Genomic DNA, 17101 nt, shown 5'->3' on the forward strand with positions numbered 1-17101 from the left:
CCCACCGCATCACCCCGTGCAAGGAGTCCGTACCCCATGACGTCCACGGTGCCCACCACCGCTGTCCAGCACAGCGACGCGCAGCCGCCGATCACGATGTTCGGCCCGGACTTCCCCTACGCCTACGACGACTACCTCGCCCACCCCGCGGGCCTCGGTCAGATACCGGCGACCGAGCACGGCAGCGAGGTCGCGGTCATCGGCGGCGGCCTCTCGGGCATCGTCGCCGCCTACGAGCTGATGAAGATGGGCTTCAAGCCCGTCGTCTACGAGGCCGACCGGATCGGCGGGCGGCTGCGCACCGTCGGCTTCGAGGGCACCGGCACCGACGGACTGACCGCCGAGATGGGCGCGATGCGCTTCCCGCCGTCGTCCACCGCCCTCCAGCACTACATCGACCTGGTCGGGCTGACCACCAGCCCCTTCCCCAACCCCCTCGCGCCCTCCACCCCGTCGACCGTCGTCGATCTCAAGGGCGAGTCCCACTACGCGGAGACCATCGACGACCTCCCGCAGGTCTACCGCGACGTGATGGACGCCTGGAACGCCTGCCTGGAGGAGGGTGCCGACTTCTCCGACATGAACCGCGCCATGCGCGAGCGGGACGTCCCGCGCATCCGCGAGATCTGGGCGAAGCTCGTCGAGAAGCTGGACAACCAGACCTTCTACGGTTTCCTCTGCGACTCCGAGGCGTTCAGGTCCTTCCGTCACCGGGAGATCTTCGGCCAGGTCGGCTTCGGCACCGGCGGCTGGGACACCGACTTCCCCAACTCCATCCTGGAGATCCTGCGCGTCGTCTACTCCGAGGCCGACGACCACCACCGCGGCATCGTCGAGGGCAGCCAGCAGCTCCCGCTGCGCCTGTGGGAGCGCGAGCCGCGGAAGATCGTGCACTGGCCGCTCGGCACGTCCCTCGCCTCGCTGCACGACGGGGACCCCCGGCCCGCCGTCACCCGCCTCAACCGCACCGCGGGCAACCGGATCACCGTCACCGACGCCTCCGGCGACATCCGCACCTACCGGGCCGCGATCTTCACCGCCCAGTCCTGGCTGCTGCTCTCCAAGATCGCCTGCGACGACACGCTCTTCCCGATCGACCACTGGACGGCGATGGAGCGCACCCACTACATGGAGTCCTCCAAGCTGTTCGTGCCGGTGGACCGGCCGTTCTGGCTGGACAAGGACGAGGTGACGGGCCGCGACACCATGTCGATGACCCTCACCGACCGGATGACCCGCGGCACCTACCTGCTGGACAACGGCCCGGACAAGCCCGCCGTCATCTGCCTCTCCTACACCTGGTGCGACGACAGCCTGAAGTGGCTGCCGCTCTCGGCGAACGAGCGCATGGAGGTCATGCTCAAGTCGCTCGGCGAGATCTACCCGAACGTCGACATCCGGGGCCACATCACCGGCAACCCGGTGACCGTCTCCTGGGAGAACGAGCCCTGGTTCATGGGCGCGTTCAAGGCCAACCTGCCCGGCCACTACCGCTACCAGCGCCGCCTGTTCACGCACTTCATGCAGGACCGGCTGCCCGAGGACAAGCGGGGCATCTTCCTCGCCGGTGACGACATCTCCTGGACCGCCGGCTGGGCGGAGGGCGCCGTGCAGACCGCGCTCAACGCGGTGTGGGGTGTGATGCACCAGTTCGGTGGTGCGACCGACCCGACCAACCCGGGTCCGGGCGACCTGTACGAGGAGATCGCGCCGGTGGAGCTGCCGGAGGACTGAGGACACGGGCCGTCTGCCTGTCGCGGGCCGCCTGCCGGTCACGGGCGGGCGGGGCGCGCGCTCACGGGCGGGTGGGCACCCGCTCACGGGCGGGGCCGGACCGGGCGGTTGAGCCGGTCCGGCCCCGCCCGTCGCCGTGCTCAGCGCCAGGGGGTGAGGAGGCAGCGGCCGACCAGCCCCACCCCGGCGTCGAGCCGCTCGGTGAACTCGTCGGCCAGGTCGGGCGCGTCCCGCAGCCCCCACAGCAGCCTGGCCGCCGACCAGGCCGCCTCCCTGGCCCGGGCCAGGGACCAGGTGCCCACCAGATGGGTGAGCGGGTCCGCGATCTGGAGCAGGTCCGGGCCCGGCATCAGGTCCTCGCGGATGCGCTCCTCCAGCAGGACCAGGATCGCGCCGACGCGCTCGAACTCGTCCTCCAGATCCGCCGGGACGCAGCCGAGGGCGTGGCAGGTCTCCACGACGGCGAGCGGCAGGTCGTGGCCGATGTGCGCGTTGATCCCGGCCAGCGCGAACTGGAGCGGGCGCACCCCGGGATGGCGGCGGAACTGGAACAGCGGCCGCCAGCAGGCGGGCGGACGGGTGCCCTCCGCCGCCGCCTCCACGGCATCGAGGTAGTGCTCGGCGAAGATGCCGCCGAGGGCCCCGGCGGCCCGCCGGTCCGGGAACTCGCCCGCCGCGACCCGGCGCACCAGCTCCTCGGTGACCGCGAGATAGACGCGGTGGAAGACCGCGAGCCCGTCCCCGGCGGGCCAGTCGGCGCCCAGCGCCCGCATCCGCCCGAGGACCGGGTCCGCCGCCGGGCCGGAGGGGTCCGGGCCGAGGCCCGGCCGTACCGCGAGCTGTTGCCTGTGCGCCATGGTGGCAGGGTCCCAGTCCGGAGCCGGACGGCGCGGTGCCGGGCCGTTGCTTCCCCGGAACGGGGGACGCCCGCCCGGACGTCCGGGCCGGGAGCCGGCGCGAGTCTCCGGTGAAGTGGCGGGTGCACAGGTCTTGGCAGTGCCATTTCACATTACTATGTTACAGGTCACATCGCGGTTGCTTCCGGCTCGTCAGAAACCGCACGCACCACGGCACTTCAGGCACAGCCCCCACGCCCCCTCCCTCAGCAGGAGCCGCAGGTGTCCCAGCACAGAGCCGTGCGCACATCCGTCCTGGCCGCCGCCCTCGCGGTGGCCCTCGCCGCCTCCCTGGGGCCGGCGGCCGCCGCCGCCCGGCCCGCGTCCCCGGCCGCCCCCGCGTCCACCTCCACCTCCACCGCCGCTCCGGGACCGGCTTCCGGGGCCACCGAACCGTCCACGTCCACCGCCGCTCCGGCACCGGCCTCCGGTGCCACCGACCCGCACGACCGGGCCGAACGGCGGGCCTCCGCCCCGCCGGCCCGGACCGCACCCGCCCCCGCCCCGGGCGACGCCGAGCCCGGCCGGATACCCGGCCCGGCCGTGCCCGCCGCGGCCCCCCACACCGCTCCCGCGTCCGGGGCGGCCTGCACCCTGGACGCCGTCACCGCCCTCGGGCCCGAACCGTTCGCCGACTTCCTCACCGCCCCGGACGTCCTCGCCGACGGCTGTCTGCGCACCCTCCTGTGGACCTGGGACGCCCGGCTCGCCCCCGTCATGAGCGACGCCCACGTCCAGGCCGCCGCCCGCCGCGCCGCCGCCCTCGCGCCCGGCCACGACGGACGGAACTCCACCCGTCTGGAAGAGCTGTTCACCTATCTGCACGCGGTCGTGTACCACGACTTCTCGCGCGGCGAGATCGACATCTCCGACCCGCCCACCCTGGCGGCCGTCCGCGGAGCCGTCGACCGGCTCGGCGCAGCCGCCCGGACCTTCGACGCCACCGCCGCCAACGCCCGCACCCTGCGCGAGGCCCTCTACACGGCCAGTGCCGCCGGACTGCGCCACCACCAACTCCCGCTCACCGCGCGGGTGCTGGCGACCATGGGCCCGGACCGGCCCGGCACCCACCACGACACCGCCTGGGCGGGCGCGGCCCTCGCCGGCCTCTCCCTGAACTACCTCGGCCTCTACCCGGGCAACCAGGACAGCGCCTTCCACGCCGCCGCCGCGGCCGACCCCGTCTACCGCGCCGCGTTCAAGGACTTCGCCGCGCACACCCACCTCAAGGGCACCGCCAACGCCTGGCTGGTGCGCGACGCCCTCAACGAGTACGGGCGCTTCGGGCAGGTGGCGGGGCTGCGGGAGGCCGTCGCCGCCGATCTGGGCGCCCTCCTGGAACCCGTCCGCACGGCCTGGGGCGACGGCAGCGCGCCCTGGGTCTCCCTGGCCTCCTGGCTGAACCACTTCGAGGCGTGCGCGCCGTACGGCGTCTGCCGCGCGGACATCGAGAAGCGCCTGTTCCCGCAGACGTACACCTACGACAACGGCGGCGTCCGGGTGCGAACCGCCCTGGACCGGGCCCTCGTCGACAAGCTCCACCACGCCAGCAAGCAGGTGAAGGCCCAGTTCCACCGCGTACTCGGGACCGACGCGCCCCTGGCCGGCGACCCCCACACCGTGCTGACCGTGGTCCTCTACGCCTCCCGCGCCGACTACGAGAACTACCATCCGCTGCTCACCGGCATGGGCACCGACAACGGCGGCATCTACATCGAACGCGGTGCCACCTTCTACACCTACGAGCGGCGCGTCCCCCAGGACTCCTCCCTCACCCTGGAGGAGCTGTTCCGCCACGAGTACACCCACTACCTCAACGGCCGCTTCGCCGTCCCCGGCTTCTTCGGCGAGGGCCCCTGGTACCAGGGCGACCGGACCACGGCCATGGACGAGGGCACGGCCGAGTTCTTCGCCGGCGCCACCCGCGACGACGGAGTCGCGGTCCGCCGTGCCCTGGTGCGCGGCATCATCGCCGACACGGCGGGCGGCGGGCCCCGGATGAGCGTCGGGCAGATCCTCGACGCCACCTACGAGGGCGACGGCTTCCGCTTCTACGACTACGCGGGCACCTTCTTCGCCTATCTGTGGACCAGCCGGCCCACCCTGCTGCGCACCATGTACACGCATCTGCGGAACGACGACGTGGCGGCGTACGACGCCTGGCGGCGGACCACGGGGGCGGACACCGGGATCCAGCAGGGGTACGACCGCTTCCTGGACGCGCGGATCGCCGAGGTGGACGACCTCTTCGTGCCGGACACCGCCTACACACCGGGCCATCTGCTGCGGCACGACACCGTGGCGGGTGTCCGGGACGCGTTCGCCGGGGCGACGTACACCCGTCCGCGGTGCACCGGAAACGGCGACCAGGGGCGTCCGGGGTTCGTCTGCGCCGGGCGGATCACGGCCCGGCTGACGGACGGTCACAGCCCGGACCGGGTCTTCCGGGACATGTCCGAGACCGTGGACGCCTTCCTGCTGGACCGGGCGGCCCCGGCGGCGGACAACCTCGCCGACATGACCTGCTCCTTCGGGCCGGTCGACATCTGGCCGGGGCGGGACGGGGGTACCTCCGACTACCGCTGCGAAGGCCCGCTCCGGCACTGAACACCCCCCGGAGGCCGGTCCGTTGCGCCTTCTCACGGCCCGGACCGGCCCCTCTGGGCAGACCTGAGGAAAGGTGACATGTTACTGCCGTGGCCACGAGACCCCCTCCGGACACGAGACCCCCTCCGGACGCGAGACCCTCTCCGCACGCACCCGAACCCCCGGCGGACCCGGTGAGCCGTATCTCCTCCCGGGCCGCCGCCGACCCGTCGGACGCGGTGGTGGACGCCGTGGTCGTCGGCGCTGGCGTGGTGGGGGCCGCCTGCGCCCACCGACTGGCCCGTGCCGGGCTCTGTGTGGCCGTCGTGGACCGCGGCCCGGTCGCGGGCGGCACCACCGGCGCGGGGGAGGGCAACCTCCTCGTCTCCGACAAGGCCCCCGGCCCCGAACTCGACCTCGCCCTCCTCTCCGCCCGGCTCTGGCGCGAACTCGCCGCCGAAGCCGGGGACCTCGGCGCCGGGCCGGTGGAGTACGAGGCCAAGGGCGGTCTGGTCGTCGCCCCGGACCCCGTCGCGCTGAAGGCCCTGCGCGCCTTCGCGGAGGGCCAGCGGGCGGCCGGGGTGGCGGCTGCGGAGGTCGCCGCCGGTGAACTCGGCGCGCTGGAACCGCATCTGGCGCCCGGTCTCGCGGGAGGTGTCCACTACCCCCAGGACGCCCAGGTGCAGCCCGCCCGGGCGGCCGCGCATCTGCTCGCCGCCTCCGGGGCCGCCCTGGTACTCGGGGAGGAGGTCGTCGCCGTCCTCCGGGACCCCTCGGGCGCGGTCCGGGGCGTACGCACCGCGCGGCGCACCCTCTCCGCCCCCGTGGTCGTCAACGCGGCCGGCACCTGGGGCGGGCAGATCGCCGCCCTCGCCGGGGTGACGCTGCCGGTGCTGCCCCGCCGGGGGTTCGTGCTGGTCACGGAGCCCCTGCCGCGAGTGGTCCGGCACAAGGTGTACGCCGCCGACTACGTCGCGGACGTCGCCAGCGACTCGGCCGCCCTCCAGTCCTCGGCGGTGGTCGAGGGCACCCCGGCCGGACCGGTCCTCGTCGGCGCCACCCGGGAGCGGGCCGGCTTCGACCGGAGCCTGTCCACCGAGGCCCTGCGGCGGCTCGCCGCGCAGGCCACCGCGCTGTTCCCGGTGCTCGCCGGGGTGCGGGCGCTCCGCGTCTACCACGGCTTCCGCCCCTATCTGCCCGACCATCTCCCCGCGATCGGGCCCGACCCCCGCGCGCCCGGGCTGCTGCACGCCTGCGGTCACGAGGGCGCGGGCATCGGACTCGCCCCGGCGACGGGCGCGTTGATCGCCGCCGCGGTCACCGGGGCGCCGCCGCCGCTCGATCCGCGCCCGTTCCGGCCGGAGCGGGCGTTCCCCGACGAGGACCCTTCCGGGGGTGGTCCGGGCCCCGGGCCGGTCAACCTCCACTCCGTCCGCAGCCGAGAGGACGACACCCCATGAGTCCCGCCCCGTTCCCCTTCGCGTTCCCGCTGCTCCTCCGGGGTCGTCGCCGCACGCCGCGCGCCCTCGTGGGCGGGAGTCCGCGCACGGTGTACGCGATCGAGGTGGACGGGTCCGAGGTGCCCGTCGAGGAGGGCCAGAGTGTGGCCGCGGCCCTGTGGGGCGCCGGGATTCTCGCCTGGCGCACCACCCGCTCCGGCGGTGCGCCCCGGGGGGTCTTCTGCGGCATCGGCACCTGCCACGACTGCCTCGTCACCGTCAACGGCCGCCCCAACCAGCGCGCCTGCCTGGTCCCGGCCCGCCCCGGCGACACCGTCACCACCCAGGAGGGCACGGGCCATGCCGGTCTCGCCGTCTGAGCCGGTGCCCGGTCCGGGGGAGACACCGGACGTGGACCTGGCCGTCGTCGGCGCCGGTCCCGCCGGGCTCGCCGCGGCCGTCACCGCCGCCCGTCTCGGGCTCACCGCCGCCGTCCTCGACGCGGGCGAACGACCGGGCGGCCAGTACTACCGCCACCCCGCACCGGCCCTCGGCGCGGCCCGGCCGGCGGCCCGGCACCACCGCCGGCGCGCCTTCGCGCGGCTGGACGCGGCCCTGGGGGCAGCCGTCCGCACCGGCCGGGTCGTCCACCTGGCCGCCCACCACGTCTGGACCGTCGTCCGGGACCCGGCCGCCGGCTGGCGGCTGCACGCCGTCGCCGGCACCGGGGCCGAGGAGCGGCCCGCCGCCGTCACCGCGCGGGCGGTCCTGCTGGCCACCGGCGCGTACGAACGCCAGCTCCCCTTCCCCGGCTGGACCCTGCCGGGGGTGGTCGGCGCGGGCGGGGCCCAGGCGATGCTCACGTCCGGGCTGGTGCTGCCGGGCCGCCGGGTGGTCGTCGCGGGCAGCGGCCCGCTGCTGCTCGCCGTCGCCGCCTCCCTGTCCGCCGCGGGCGCCCGGGTGCCCGCGGTCGTGGAGGCCGCCTCCTACCGGAGGTACGCCGGGCGCCCCGGCCCGCTGCTGCGGAACCCGGGAAAGCTGGCGGAGGGCGCGGTGTTCGGCGGCGCGCTGCTGAGGTCCGCGACCCGGCTGCTCGCCGGGCACGCCGTCACCGAGGCGCACGGCGAGGACGGCCGGGTCGCCGCCGTGACCGTAGCCCGGCTGGACCGCGACTGGCGGCCCGTCCCGGGCAGCGGCCGGCGCATCCCCTGCGACGCGGTCGCCGTCGGCCACGGCCTGGTCCCGCAGCTGGAGCTGGCCACGGGGCTGGGCTGCGCCACCCGGACCGCGCCGGACGGCAGCCCGGCGCTGGCCCTCGGCCCGGGGCAGGAGACCTCCGTGCCCGGGGTGTGGGCGGCGGGGGAGACCGGCGGCATCGGCGGCGCCGAACTGGCTCTGGCCGAAGGGGAACTGGCCGCCTCCGCCGTCGCCGCCGCGCTCAACGGCCGGTCCCTGCCCCCGCGTCGCACCGCCGCGCTGGGCCGCCGCCGCGACCGGCTGCGCGCCTTCGCCGCCGCCATGGGCGCGGCCCACCGGCCCGGTGCGGGCTGGACCGTCCGCCTGCGGGACGACACCGAGGTCTGCCGCTGCGAGGAGGTCCCGGCCGGGGCCGTCCGGGAGGCCGTCACGGAGCTGGGCGCCCGCGACGCCCGTACGGTCAAGCTGCTCACCCGGGCCGGGATGGGCTGGTGCCAGGGCCGGGTGTGCGGCCCGGCCGTCGCGGCGCTGACCGGTGAGGACCCGGAGCCCGCCCGCCGTCCGCTCTCCTGCCCGGTGCCGCTGGCGCACCTCGCCGCACTGCCCCGGGCCGAGTGAAGTCCCGTACGCCCGGGGCGGGTTCGCGCTCTTGTCGGCCACTCGCACCCGTCAGTAAAATGTCACACCTCACCCTAGGGAGCCGCTGATGCCCGCTGCGCACATCCCCGCCCCCGAGCCCACGCCCGAGCCCGCCCCGCTGCCCGGACCCGCCCGCGGGGGCCACGGGTGGACCCCCGAACGACCCTGGCGGGGGCTGATGGTGGCCACCGCCCTGCCGTTCCGGGAGGACGGGACCGTCGACCACGACGCCTACGCCGAGCACGTCGCCTGGCTGATCGGGAACGGCTGCGACGGGGTCGTCCCCAACGGCTCCCTCGGCGAGTACCAGACCCTCACCGAGGAGGAGCGCGACCGGATCGTCGCCACCGCCGTCACGGCGGCCGGGAGCGGGGCCAAGGTCATGGCCGGGGTCTCCGCGTACGGCAGCGGGGAGGCCCGCCGCTGGGCCGACCGGGCCGCCGGGGCGGGTGCCGGGAGCGTGCTGCTGCTGCCGCCCAACGCCTACCGGGCCGACGCCCGCGCGGTCCGCGCCCACTACGCGGAGGTGGCCGGGGCGGGCCTGCCGGTGGTCGCGTACAACAACCCCGTCGACACCAAGGCGGACCTCACTCCGGAGCTGCTCGCCCGGCTGCACGCGGACGGCAGCGTCGTCGCCGTCAAGGAGTTCAGCGGGGATGTGCGCCGGGCGTACGAGATCGCCGAACTCGCCCCCGGGCTCGACCTGCTGGCCGGCGCGGACGACGTCCTGCTGGAACTGGCCCTGGCGGGCGCGGTCGGCTGGATCGCCGGCTTCCCCAACGCCCTTCCGCGCGTGTGCGCCGGCCTCCACCGGGCCGCGCTCGCCCGGGACCTGCGGGTCGCGCTACCGCTCTACCGGATGCTCCACCCGCTGCTGCGCTGGGACTCCCGGACCGAGTTCGTCCAGGCGGTCAAGCTGGCCATGGACGTGGCGGGCCGGCCGGGCGGGACCAGCCGTCCGCCGAGGCTCCCGCTGGACGGCGCCCAGGAGGCCGCCGTGCGCGCGGCGACCGAGAAGGTCCTCGCGGAAGGGCTCGGCTGACCATGCGCACCCGTCACGTCTACCACGCGGTGGACTCGCACACCGAGGGCATGCCGACCCGGGTGATCACCGGCGGTGTCGGTGCCGTCCCCGGCGCCACCATGGCCGAACGCCGCCGCCACTTCGCCGGGCACCTGGACCATCTGCGCACGCTGCTGATGTACGAGCCGCGCGGCCACTCCGCGATGAGCGGCGCGATCCTCCAGCCGCCCACCCGGCCCGACGCCGACGTGGGCGTCCTCTTCGTCGAGGTGTCCGGACTGCTGCCCATGTGCGGCCACGGCACGATCGGGGTGGCGACCGTCCTGGTGGAGACCGGCATGGTCCCCGTCACCGAGCCGGTCACCACGGTCCGGCTGGACACCCCCGCCGGGCTGGTCAGCGCCGAGGTCCGGGTGACGGACGGCGTGGCCCGGGCGGTCACCCTCACCAACGTCCCCGCCTTCTGCGCCGGGCTCGACCTCACGACCGAGGTGCCCGGGTACGGCCGGATCACCTACGACCTGGCGTACGGGGGCAACTTCTACGCCTTCGTGGAACTCGACGCCCTCCGGCTTCCCTTCGACCGCGCCGCCAAGGACGAACTGCTCGCGGCGGGCCTCGCGGTGATGGAGGCGGTCAACTCCGGCCCCGACCGGCCCGTCCACCCGGCCGACCCGGCCATCTCCGGCCTCAAGCACGTCTATCTGGCCGCGCCCGGCTCGAACGCACGACGCTCGCGGCACGCCATGGCCATCCACCCCGGCTGGTTCGACCGCTCGCCGTGCGGCACGGGAACCAGCGCGCGGATGGCCCAGTTGCACGCCCGGGGCCTGCTGCCGCTGCACACCGACTTCGTCAACGAGTCCTTCATCGGCACCGAGTTCACCGGGCGGCTGACCGGCGAGACGGAGGTGGGCGGGGTACCGGCGGTGGTGCCCCGGGTCACCGGCCGGGCCTGGATCACCGGCACCGCCCAGTACTTCCTGGACCCGGCGGACCCGTTCCCCGCGGGCTTCCTCCTCTGACGGCCCGGGCCGCGCCGGCCGTCCGTGCCGCCGGGGCCGTCCTGGCTGCTCGTGCCGGCCGGGCCGCCCGGGCCGCCCCCTGCCGTTCGTGCCTCCCCGGCCGCCGGCGAAACGTGACATTGTACGCTGACCCTCCGCCAAGTCCCGGAGGGAAACGCGATGGGCGACCTGAAGCACCACGGCCTCATCAGGGCGCAGGAACGCCTGCGCGACCAGGTCGGCCACGCCCTGCGCGCCGCGCTGATCGCGGGCGAACTCCGCCCCGGCCAGGTCTACTCCGCGCCCGGCCTCGCCACGGACCTGGGCGTCTCCGCCACTCCCGTGCGCGAGGCCATGCTCGACCTCGCCCGGGAGGGCCTGGTCGAGCCGGTCCGCAACAAGGGCTTCCGGATCACCGGGGTCAGCGAACGCGACCTCGACCAGTACAGCGAACTCCGCGCGCTGATCGAGGTCCCCACCGTCGGCCGGGTCACCCGCACCGCGACCTCCGGGGAACTGGAGGCACTGCGTCCGCTCGCCGAGCAGATCGTCACCAGCGCCCGCGAGCACGACCTGATCGGCTATCTGGAGGCGGACCGCCGCTTCCACCTCGGCCTGCTCGGCCTCGCGGGCAACGAGCGCCTGGTCGAGACCGTCGGCGACCTGCGCAAGCGCTCCCGCCTCTACGGGCTGACCGCCCTGGACGAGGCGGGCAAGCTGGTCTCCTCCGCCGAGGAGCACCTGGAACTCCTGGACCTGATGCTCGCCGGTGACGCGGCGGCCGCCGAGGAGTGCATGCGGCGGCACCTGGGCCATGTGCGCTCCCTGTGGGCGTCCGCCCGCGACGAACCGGCGGGCGACCCCGCCCACCGTCCGTCCCCGGTACCCGGCCCGGTCGCGCCGTCTCCCTTGTCGTAGGGGGACGCCGACTCGGAAGACACCGTCTCCCGCTGGGAGAACGGGAAGGTCAAGCCCCGGCCCCTTCTGGCCCGGGCACCTGGCAGCCGTGCTTGAGGCTTGTAGCCGGGCTGCTTGGACAGGTAGGGGAAAGACGCCGAAGGTGGGCGCGGGCGTGGCGGAGCCACGTGGCCTCGGAGGTGAATCCCGGCATGGCCTGCATCATCGCGAGCGTGACCAGCTCGGCATCGTCAGTTGCGGGGCGACCCCGATGGCCGGACGCCAGGGTGCCAGTGCGATGAGTCCTTCAGCAGGTCGTCGGTCGTCACATTGAGTGCGGTGGCGTGGGAGTCCAACTCTGTCTTCACACAATGATGTTGGACTCCCTCCGCTCCAATCCCGCGGGCGATTCTCTGGAACGGATCGGCAGGTGGAGTTCTACGGCTCCTGCGGACTCAGGCGCCCACGGTCCCGTCGACACCTTCACGCAGAAAGTCCGCGTGCCCGTTGTGGCGGCCGTACTCCAGGAGCACGTGCACCATCACCATCCGCAGCGACACCTCCTCGCCCCATCGTGGCTGATACCCGGCCTGGTCCAGGGACTCCGCCTCCCGCTCGATACGGCGCGAGGTCTCCACCTCGGCCTCCCAGGCCACGAACGCCTCGTGCCTGGTCGACGCGCTCGCGTCGTACGCCGCCTGAAAGTCGATCTTGTCGGACCAGACCATGGGCGCGTCGTGGTCCTCGAACACTCGACGGAACCAAGCACGCTCCACCTCCGCCATGTGCCGCACCAGACCGAGCAGCGAGAGCGTGGACGGCGGCATCGACTGCTGCCGCAGCTCCTCGTCGGTGAGCCCATCGCACTTCATGGCGAGGGTCGCGCGGTGGTAGTCGAGGAACGCCCGCAGCATGTCGCGTTCGCTGCCGAAACTGGGCGGTCCTGTGCGATTGTCGCTGGTCACTGGCCGTGCTCCTCATCCGTGCCTGCGTTGAGGGTCAGTATCCAATCTCGTCGACCGTCCCACCCGAGGGCCTTCAACCGGATCTGATCGTTCCCAGTAGCCAGTGATGACGACGATCGTGCCGAGGGCGATCCCGCCCAGCTCGAAGGTGTCGGTGATCCTCAGGCTGACGCCGCCGACGCCGATGATGATGCCCGCCGCGGTCGGGACCGGGTTGAGGGGGTTGCGCAGGTCCACGCCCGCGTTGGTCTCGACGCTCGGCGTGTGGAAAGAGACCGAAAGGCTCCGGCCATCCACCACGGCGGAGTGGGCGACCGGGGACGATCTGTGGGCCCTGCCGATTTGATTCCTTCATGCAGGGCCATGGGGCTCAGGTCGTGTATTCCAGCTCCGTCAGCGCTGCCCGGTGGACGCCGACCGCGACTTCCGGGATGTCGAGGCACCGCAGGTGTTCGATCAGGGCGTCCCTGGTCTCGGCGAGGTGGCGTCCCAGCTCCACCCCGCCGAGCTGACCGGGGCGGATGATGCGACGAAAGTCGGGGTTCTCGATCGCACCGGACAGCAGCTTCTCAGCCAGCCACAGGGGCGTGCGCTCGCGGATCGCGAAGGTCAGGTGCATGCTCTGCTCGTCGGCGTCCAGAGCATGCGGGTTGTGCACCCAGCCCCGCGGAAGAAGGAGGGACTGGCCAGCCTTCAGGTCCAGCTCGACGTCCGGGCCGGCCTTCTCCCATGTGGGGATGTAGTCCTCTCGCCACACCCTCCAGCTCTCGGCGTAGTCCCGCATCGGGGACTCAACCGGGGGCTTCCAGAGCTGCCACCTCTTTGCACCGGTGATCTGGACGATCACGGCCATCTGCTGATCCCAGTGGTGGCGGAGTCCCTGGTGGCCGGGCGGGGTGAGGAACGCGTGGACGTAGTTCGAGAAGCCGGTCTCCTGCTGGATACCCTGCGAGACCTCGGCCAGGAACGGCACCACCCGCTGAAGGTTGCCGAGGCGGATGGTGTGACCGTCGCCGTAGAGCCGGGAGAGCTTTGCCCGGTCAGTCCGGCCGTCCGTTGTGTATGCCTTCTCGCTGAGCGACGGATGGGGGGCCTTGACCACGGCGATCTCGTCGGCGGGGTAGCAGCCGGACAGCACGTGGCCGCGGAGCACTTCCGCGCTGGCCTTCTGGTCGAGCGCCGACTTGCCACGCTCGAACACGCGAGGCTCGTCGGGCCAGGTGAGCATCAACTCGGTCACCCCGGCCTCGGGCAATAGCAGTCGCAGAGACATGGTCGTCGCTCCTTGTCAGGTGGGAGGGAGCGGGCAGGAAATTTCCGGGTGGAAGTGGCTCGGGCAGCACACGACCGAAAGCGACACGATGTTCTGGGAGGCCACGTAGTGCACCCAGCTCACGTCCACGCCACGAGGGAGGACATCCGCTGCGTACTCCAGCTTGTTGTCCAAGGTGCAGGAGGCCGCCTCACCGTCCCCGCGCTCGAAGGGGGGAGCCTCCCGGTAGCGCTTCGTAAGCCAGGCCAACGCCACGTCCACGTTCGTCCAGGTGCGGTCGGCGGCGCTCTGGGTGGCCTTGAGCAGCCAGTGACCGGTCATCAGAGGCGGCAGGTTCGAGGTCTGGAACTCGTGAGCAGCCTCCCGGTACCGCACCCTGTCCTCCTCCTTGGCCTCCGGTGGAGGGGGAGTCGGATACGCGGGCCGGCGGTTCCCCTCCCGCGCGTATGCGGCTGGGCTTCCCGCCCATGAATACCCGTGCCAGTGACCTGACCAGCTCAAGAGTGCCCCTTCCAGACTGAGAAGCAGGACCGCCGTCGCTGTGGACGGGGGCGGCGCGTCATGCGGAGGCGCAGTGCCTAGTTGAGGGAGAGGCCCCTCATCTTGGCGTAGCCGCGCACGAAGTCGTCGAGTTCCGAGGCCGTGGCGCGCAGTTCGTGCCCGGCACCCTCCGGTTTGGAGTCGCGAAGGACGAAGCCGCCCTCGACACCGGGGATGGAGGCGATGTCGATGCAGGACTCGTGCTCGCCGCCGAGGTTTCCGCCGCAGAAGTTCTGGAACTGGGCACCCTCGAGAGGGGCCATGTAGATGTTCTGAGCCATGGAGTGAACTCCTTCGTGCATCAGATGTTCGGAGAGTCGGTCTCCGCACCGTCGTGCACCACAACCCAACCGTCTGCTGTCCGTCCCAGAGAGCAGACGGGTGGGGCCTCGCGCTCCTCCGGGCCGGTTGCATGGGGCCACTGAACCGGAGGAGGAGTCTGCTCACGTGCTTGAGCGGCTGTAGACCATCTCGCCGAGGACCGGGGTGTAGACGATCGCCCGGTACACGAGAACCGGAGCGGCCACAGTGAAGGGCTCCCTGTCCGCGAAGCGAAGAAGCTTCTGGCCGCCGCGTCCCGACTGCATGTCCTCGATCACGTGGAACACGCCATCGAGGCCGATCATGTCCCCGACCTGGAGCTGACCCGGACTCACGGTGTGGCCCTGGGTGCCGAGCGGGCCGCGGGGCGCCTTCTCCGTTTGGCAAGCCATCACTTGGCCTGCCTCTCGGCGTTGCCACGGGCGCGCTCGTCCTGCGTCGCGCGGTTACGCGCCCAGCGGGCGAGATCGTAAGCCTCGGTCGAGCGCAGCGTGACGGTGACGACGCCGTGGCCCTCGACGACTTCGCCCGTCCTGACAAGGCCCGAGACACGCATGAGTTCCAACGCGGCCTCGACCTCGGGTACCGCGTTCCTCGCGACCGTCAGGGCGGTCTGCGTCGGGGTTCTACTCGTTGCCGACTCCATGGGTCACCCCTCGTCACTTGTGTTCGCATCGCCTTGGGTTCGGGACGAACGTAGGGGTGCCCTCAGCCAACCTCCAAGAAGATTGCGCGAGTTTGCAGCAGCCTGATTGACGGACCAGAGCGGGGCCTCGACCATCAGAGCGTCGCGCAATTCTGCGCAAGGCAGCAGACGGGAGAGCAGCCATGCAGCTACGGTTCCTTGGCAAGAACTCCACGTCGGGCGACTGCCCGGCGCTCTACGCCACTGACCGGGACACCTACCTTGTCCAAGGGTGGAGGATCTTCGCGAACGACCTGCTCATGCAGCTCGACATCTCCCAGGGCGAGGATGCCGTGGAGGTCCCGACCGAGCTGTTCGAGCACCTGGTGAAGGATGGCCAGGAGACGGGGGAGATCAAGCGCCTGGATGACCCGCTCATGGTCTTGACCCCGGAGGGTACGTTCGTCGTCCAGGGCCAGAAGGTGACGGATCCAAGGGCCCTGGCCCAGATGTCGATCCCGGACTACGAAACTGTGGTCGAGGTCCCCAAGGCCGCGATCATCGCCCTACTGGAGGAACCACGTGGAGCTGATCTCCAGCGCCGAGCGCAACCGGCTCTTTGAGAGCTTCACGCGCGACGCCTTCCACCTTGAGTTGAGGGATGACTATTCAGTTCCCGGCGAGGAGGGTCCATTTGCGGACTGGCTCAGCGGAACCGGCAGCGACCATTCGTTCATGGAGCCGTGGCTGCAGCTCATGAAGCGCGTCACCGAGTCGGGGAGGACCGTGCGTCGGGTTCGGATTGTCACCGAACCGCACAGCCCCTACATCCAGTGGGAGTACGCCACCACGGACGTCAACGAGCAGGCCGGCGAGGCGATCCGATGGCTGCCGCGGCACAAGCTTCCCGAGGGCCTGAGCTTCCCCGTGGGAGGCAACGACTGGTGGCTCTACGACGACAAGCTGTTGGCTGTGGGGCACTTCGACGACGCGGGGCGGGTCTTGGGCTCCCAGCTCATCGAAACCCCCTCCATCGTCGCCGAGTGCGCCCGCCTTCGGGACTTGCTCTGGTCCATCGCCACTCCAACCGTCGAGTACAAGCCCTGACAGTTCCGTGAGCGACCAAGCACGAGAGACACGTGAGGCGTTGGGAGCCCGGCTGCGTGGATTCCGCAAGGACGCGGGGTTCAGCAGCGGCCGGGCCTTCGCCGCCGCCACTGGTTGGCAGGAATCCAAGGTCTCTCGCATTGAGAACGGCAGGCAGAACGCGAGCGAGGAAGACATACGCGTCTGGTGCCAGACGACCGGGCACGAGGCCGAACTCCTCGACCTGGTCGCCACAGCCCGCCATATCGACGAGATGTGGATGGATTGGCGCAGACAGCTACAGGATGGGGCTGCGAACCGCCAGAAGAAGTCCCTGCCGCTCTACCAGAAGACCAAGGTCTTCCGGATCTGGGAGCCCGCCACGATCTGGGGCACCATCCAGACCGCCGACTACGCCGAGAACGTCTTCCAGCAGGTGTTGAACTTCTACGAGACGCCTGCCGACACGGAAGCTGCCGTGGCCAAGCGCCTGGAACGGCAGAAGTACCTCTATGAGGGAAACCGCATCTTCAACGTGCTCCTCGGCGAGCAGGCCCTCTACTCGAACCACGGTGGTTCAGAGGTCATGAGGGCACAACTTGACCGGCTCCTCGCCGTATTGGCGCTTCCGCGGCTCAGCCTGGGCATCGTCCCCCGGTCCGCACCCCTAGCCCTCTGGATTGGGCACGGCTTCGCGATGTTCGACGACAGGCTTGTCATGGTTGAGACGTACTCTGCGGAGATGTCTGTGACGCAGCCGAGAGAAATTGAGCTTTATCGCAAGGCATTTGAGATTCACAGGCGTTCTGCCGTTTATGGGCGGAACGCCAGGGCGCTAATCCTTTCTGCTGTCGACCATTTCAACCATTGAGGGA

Annotated in this window: 18 protein-coding genes and 2 pseudogenes; 11 read left to right on the forward strand and 9 right to left on the reverse strand. The window is 72.0% G+C overall.

The genetic code is table 11. From position 1 onward, the window contains the following. Positions 1-36: 36 nt before the first annotated feature. Positions 37-1734 carry an FAD-dependent oxidoreductase gene (locus C593_RS0125220; RefSeq protein WP_018850107.1) on the forward strand — a complete coding sequence of 566 codons (1698 nt, stop codon included), beginning with the start codon at positions 37-39 and terminating at the stop codon, positions 1732-1734. A 140-nt stretch (positions 1735-1874) separates the two neighbouring features. Here the strand turns inward: C593_RS0125220 and C593_RS0125225 are convergent, their stop codons facing one another. Beyond that, a complete protein-coding gene (locus C593_RS0125225; RefSeq protein ID WP_018850108.1) occupies positions 1875-2591 on the reverse strand; it encodes a DUF5995 family protein in 717 nt (238 codons plus the stop codon). 261 nt (positions 2592-2852) lie between these two features. Between C593_RS0125225 and C593_RS0125230 the strand changes: the two genes are divergently transcribed. The 7 genes from C593_RS0125230 to C593_RS30500 all read left to right on the forward strand — a co-directional run bounded on the left by C593_RS0125230 (position 2853) and on the right by C593_RS30500 (position 11437). After that, positions 2853-5237, forward strand: a complete 2385-nt coding sequence (locus C593_RS0125230; protein ID WP_026278060.1) for a collagenase — start codon at positions 2853-2855, stop codon at positions 5235-5237. 173 nt (positions 5238-5410) lie between these two features. After that, positions 5411-6676 carry an FAD-dependent oxidoreductase gene (locus C593_RS0125235; protein WP_018850110.1) on the forward strand — a complete coding sequence of 422 codons (1266 nt, stop codon included), beginning with the start codon at positions 5411-5413 and terminating at the stop codon, positions 6674-6676. Then, the gene (locus tag C593_RS0125240) at positions 6673-7035 is read left to right on the forward strand and encodes a (2Fe-2S)-binding protein (RefSeq protein WP_018850111.1); all 363 of its coding nucleotides are present in this window, start codon (positions 6673-6675) and stop codon (positions 7033-7035) included. Before C593_RS0125235 ends, C593_RS0125240 begins: the two co-directional genes overlap by 4 nt. Beyond that, positions 7016-8470: an FAD-dependent oxidoreductase gene (locus C593_RS0125245; protein WP_018850112.1), complete on the forward strand. Its 1455-nt coding sequence runs from the start codon at positions 7016-7018 to the stop codon at positions 8468-8470. Before C593_RS0125240 ends, C593_RS0125245 begins: the two co-directional genes overlap by 20 nt. 199 nt (positions 8471-8669) lie before the next feature. Further along, positions 8670-9533, forward strand: a complete 864-nt coding sequence (locus C593_RS0125250) for a dihydrodipicolinate synthase family protein (RefSeq protein WP_020610388.1) — start codon at positions 8670-8672, stop codon at positions 9531-9533. Between the two features lie 2 nt (positions 9534-9535). Next, positions 9536-10540: a proline racemase family protein gene (locus C593_RS0125255; protein ID WP_018850114.1), complete on the forward strand. Its 1005-nt coding sequence runs from the start codon at positions 9536-9538 to the stop codon at positions 10538-10540. 159 nt (positions 10541-10699) lie between these two features. After that, positions 10700-11437, forward strand: coding sequence for a GntR family transcriptional regulator (locus tag C593_RS30500; RefSeq protein ID WP_018850115.1), 738 nt, complete (start codon positions 10700-10702; stop codon positions 11435-11437). A gap of 86 nt (positions 11438-11523) precedes the next feature. Here C593_RS30500 and C593_RS33950 read toward each other — a convergent pair. The 8 genes and pseudogenes from C593_RS33950 to C593_RS0125295 all read right to left on the reverse strand — a co-directional run. Beyond that, positions 11524-11784: pseudogene (locus C593_RS33950) on the reverse strand (IS982 family transposase); the annotation flags it as partial. 87 nt (positions 11785-11871) lie between these two features. Further along, the gene (locus C593_RS0125265) at positions 11872-12381 is read right to left on the reverse strand and encodes a DinB family protein (protein WP_026278063.1); all 510 of its coding nucleotides are present in this window, start codon (positions 12379-12381) and stop codon (positions 11872-11874) included. A gap of 96 nt (positions 12382-12477) precedes the next feature. Beyond that, positions 12478-12627, reverse strand: a pseudogene (locus tag C593_RS32700) (nitrate reductase); the annotation flags it as partial. A 124-nt stretch (positions 12628-12751) separates the two neighbouring features. After that, positions 12752-13654 carry a JmjC domain-containing protein gene (locus C593_RS0125275; protein WP_018850118.1) on the reverse strand — a complete coding sequence of 301 codons (903 nt, stop codon included), beginning with the start codon at positions 13652-13654 and terminating at the stop codon, positions 12752-12754. A gap of 15 nt (positions 13655-13669) precedes the next feature. Next, on the reverse strand, positions 13670-13975 hold the full coding sequence (locus C593_RS33955; RefSeq protein WP_486591184.1) for a hypothetical protein: 306 nt from the start codon (positions 13973-13975) through the stop codon (positions 13670-13672). Positions 13976-14232: 257 nt separating this feature from the next. Next, positions 14233-14475: a DUF397 domain-containing protein gene (locus C593_RS0125285; protein ID WP_018850120.1), complete on the reverse strand. Its 243-nt coding sequence runs from the start codon at positions 14473-14475 to the stop codon at positions 14233-14235. A gap of 162 nt (positions 14476-14637) precedes the next feature. Next, complete coding sequence (locus C593_RS0125290) at positions 14638-14907, reverse strand: hypothetical protein (RefSeq protein WP_158686876.1); 270 nt, start codon at positions 14905-14907, stop codon at positions 14638-14640. Further along, a complete protein-coding gene (locus tag C593_RS0125295) occupies positions 14907-15161 on the reverse strand; it encodes a hypothetical protein (protein WP_018850122.1) in 255 nt (84 codons plus the stop codon). Before C593_RS0125295 ends, C593_RS0125290 begins: the two co-directional genes overlap by 1 nt. Before the next feature lie 182 nt (positions 15162-15343). Here C593_RS0125295 and C593_RS0125300 point away from each other — a divergent pair, with 182 nt between their 5' ends. The 3 genes from C593_RS0125300 to C593_RS0125310 are packed head-to-tail and all read left to right on the forward strand — an operon-like array spanning position 15344 to position 17097. Beyond that, complete coding sequence (locus C593_RS0125300; protein WP_018850123.1) at positions 15344-15763, forward strand: hypothetical protein; 420 nt, start codon at positions 15344-15346, stop codon at positions 15761-15763. Further along, positions 15723-16247, forward strand: coding sequence for a DUF6879 family protein (locus tag C593_RS0125305; protein WP_018850124.1), 525 nt, complete (start codon positions 15723-15725; stop codon positions 16245-16247). Before C593_RS0125300 ends, C593_RS0125305 begins: the two co-directional genes overlap by 41 nt. Before the next feature lie 7 nt (positions 16248-16254). Further along, complete coding sequence (locus C593_RS0125310; protein ID WP_026278065.1) at positions 16255-17097, forward strand: Scr1 family TA system antitoxin-like transcriptional regulator; 843 nt, start codon at positions 16255-16257, stop codon at positions 17095-17097. Positions 17098-17101: the final 4 nt, after the last annotated feature.

This window comes from Streptomyces sp. CNT372 (assembly GCF_000377145.1).

Excerpts from the sequence above, each read along its gene's own strand:
- C593_RS0125220 (WP_018850107.1), top strand. The coding sequence starts at position 37 with ATGACGTCCACGGTGCCCACCACCGCTGTCCAGCACAGCGACGCGCAG.
- C593_RS0125225 (WP_018850108.1), bottom strand. The coding sequence starts at position 2,591 with ATGGCGCACAGGCAACAGCTCGCGGTACGGCCGGGCCTCGGCCCGGAC.
- C593_RS0125240 (WP_018850111.1), top strand. The coding sequence starts at position 6,673 with ATGAGTCCCGCCCCGTTCCCCTTCGCGTTCCCGCTGCTCCTCCGGGGT.
- C593_RS0125245 (WP_018850112.1), top strand. The coding sequence starts at position 7,016 with ATGCCGGTCTCGCCGTCTGAGCCGGTGCCCGGTCCGGGGGAGACACCG.
- C593_RS0125250 (WP_020610388.1), top strand. The coding sequence starts at position 8,670 with ATGGTGGCCACCGCCCTGCCGTTCCGGGAGGACGGGACCGTCGACCAC.
- C593_RS0125255 (WP_018850114.1), top strand. The coding sequence starts at position 9,536 with ATGCGCACCCGTCACGTCTACCACGCGGTGGACTCGCACACCGAGGGC.
- C593_RS30500 (WP_018850115.1), top strand. The coding sequence starts at position 10,700 with ATGGGCGACCTGAAGCACCACGGCCTCATCAGGGCGCAGGAACGCCTG.
- C593_RS0125275 (WP_018850118.1), bottom strand. The coding sequence starts at position 13,654 with ATGTCTCTGCGACTGCTATTGCCCGAGGCCGGGGTGACCGAGTTGATG.
- C593_RS33955 (WP_486591184.1), bottom strand. The coding sequence starts at position 13,975 with ATGACCGGTCACTGGCTGCTCAAGGCCACCCAGAGCGCCGCCGACCGC.
- C593_RS0125285 (WP_018850120.1), bottom strand. The coding sequence starts at position 14,475 with ATGGCTCAGAACATCTACATGGCCCCTCTCGAGGGTGCCCAGTTCCAG.
- C593_RS0125290 (WP_158686876.1), bottom strand. The coding sequence starts at position 14,907 with ATGGCTTGCCAAACGGAGAAGGCGCCCCGCGGCCCGCTCGGCACCCAG.
- C593_RS0125295 (WP_018850122.1), bottom strand. The coding sequence starts at position 15,161 with ATGGAGTCGGCAACGAGTAGAACCCCGACGCAGACCGCCCTGACGGTC.
- C593_RS0125300 (WP_018850123.1), top strand. The coding sequence starts at position 15,344 with ATGCAGCTACGGTTCCTTGGCAAGAACTCCACGTCGGGCGACTGCCCG.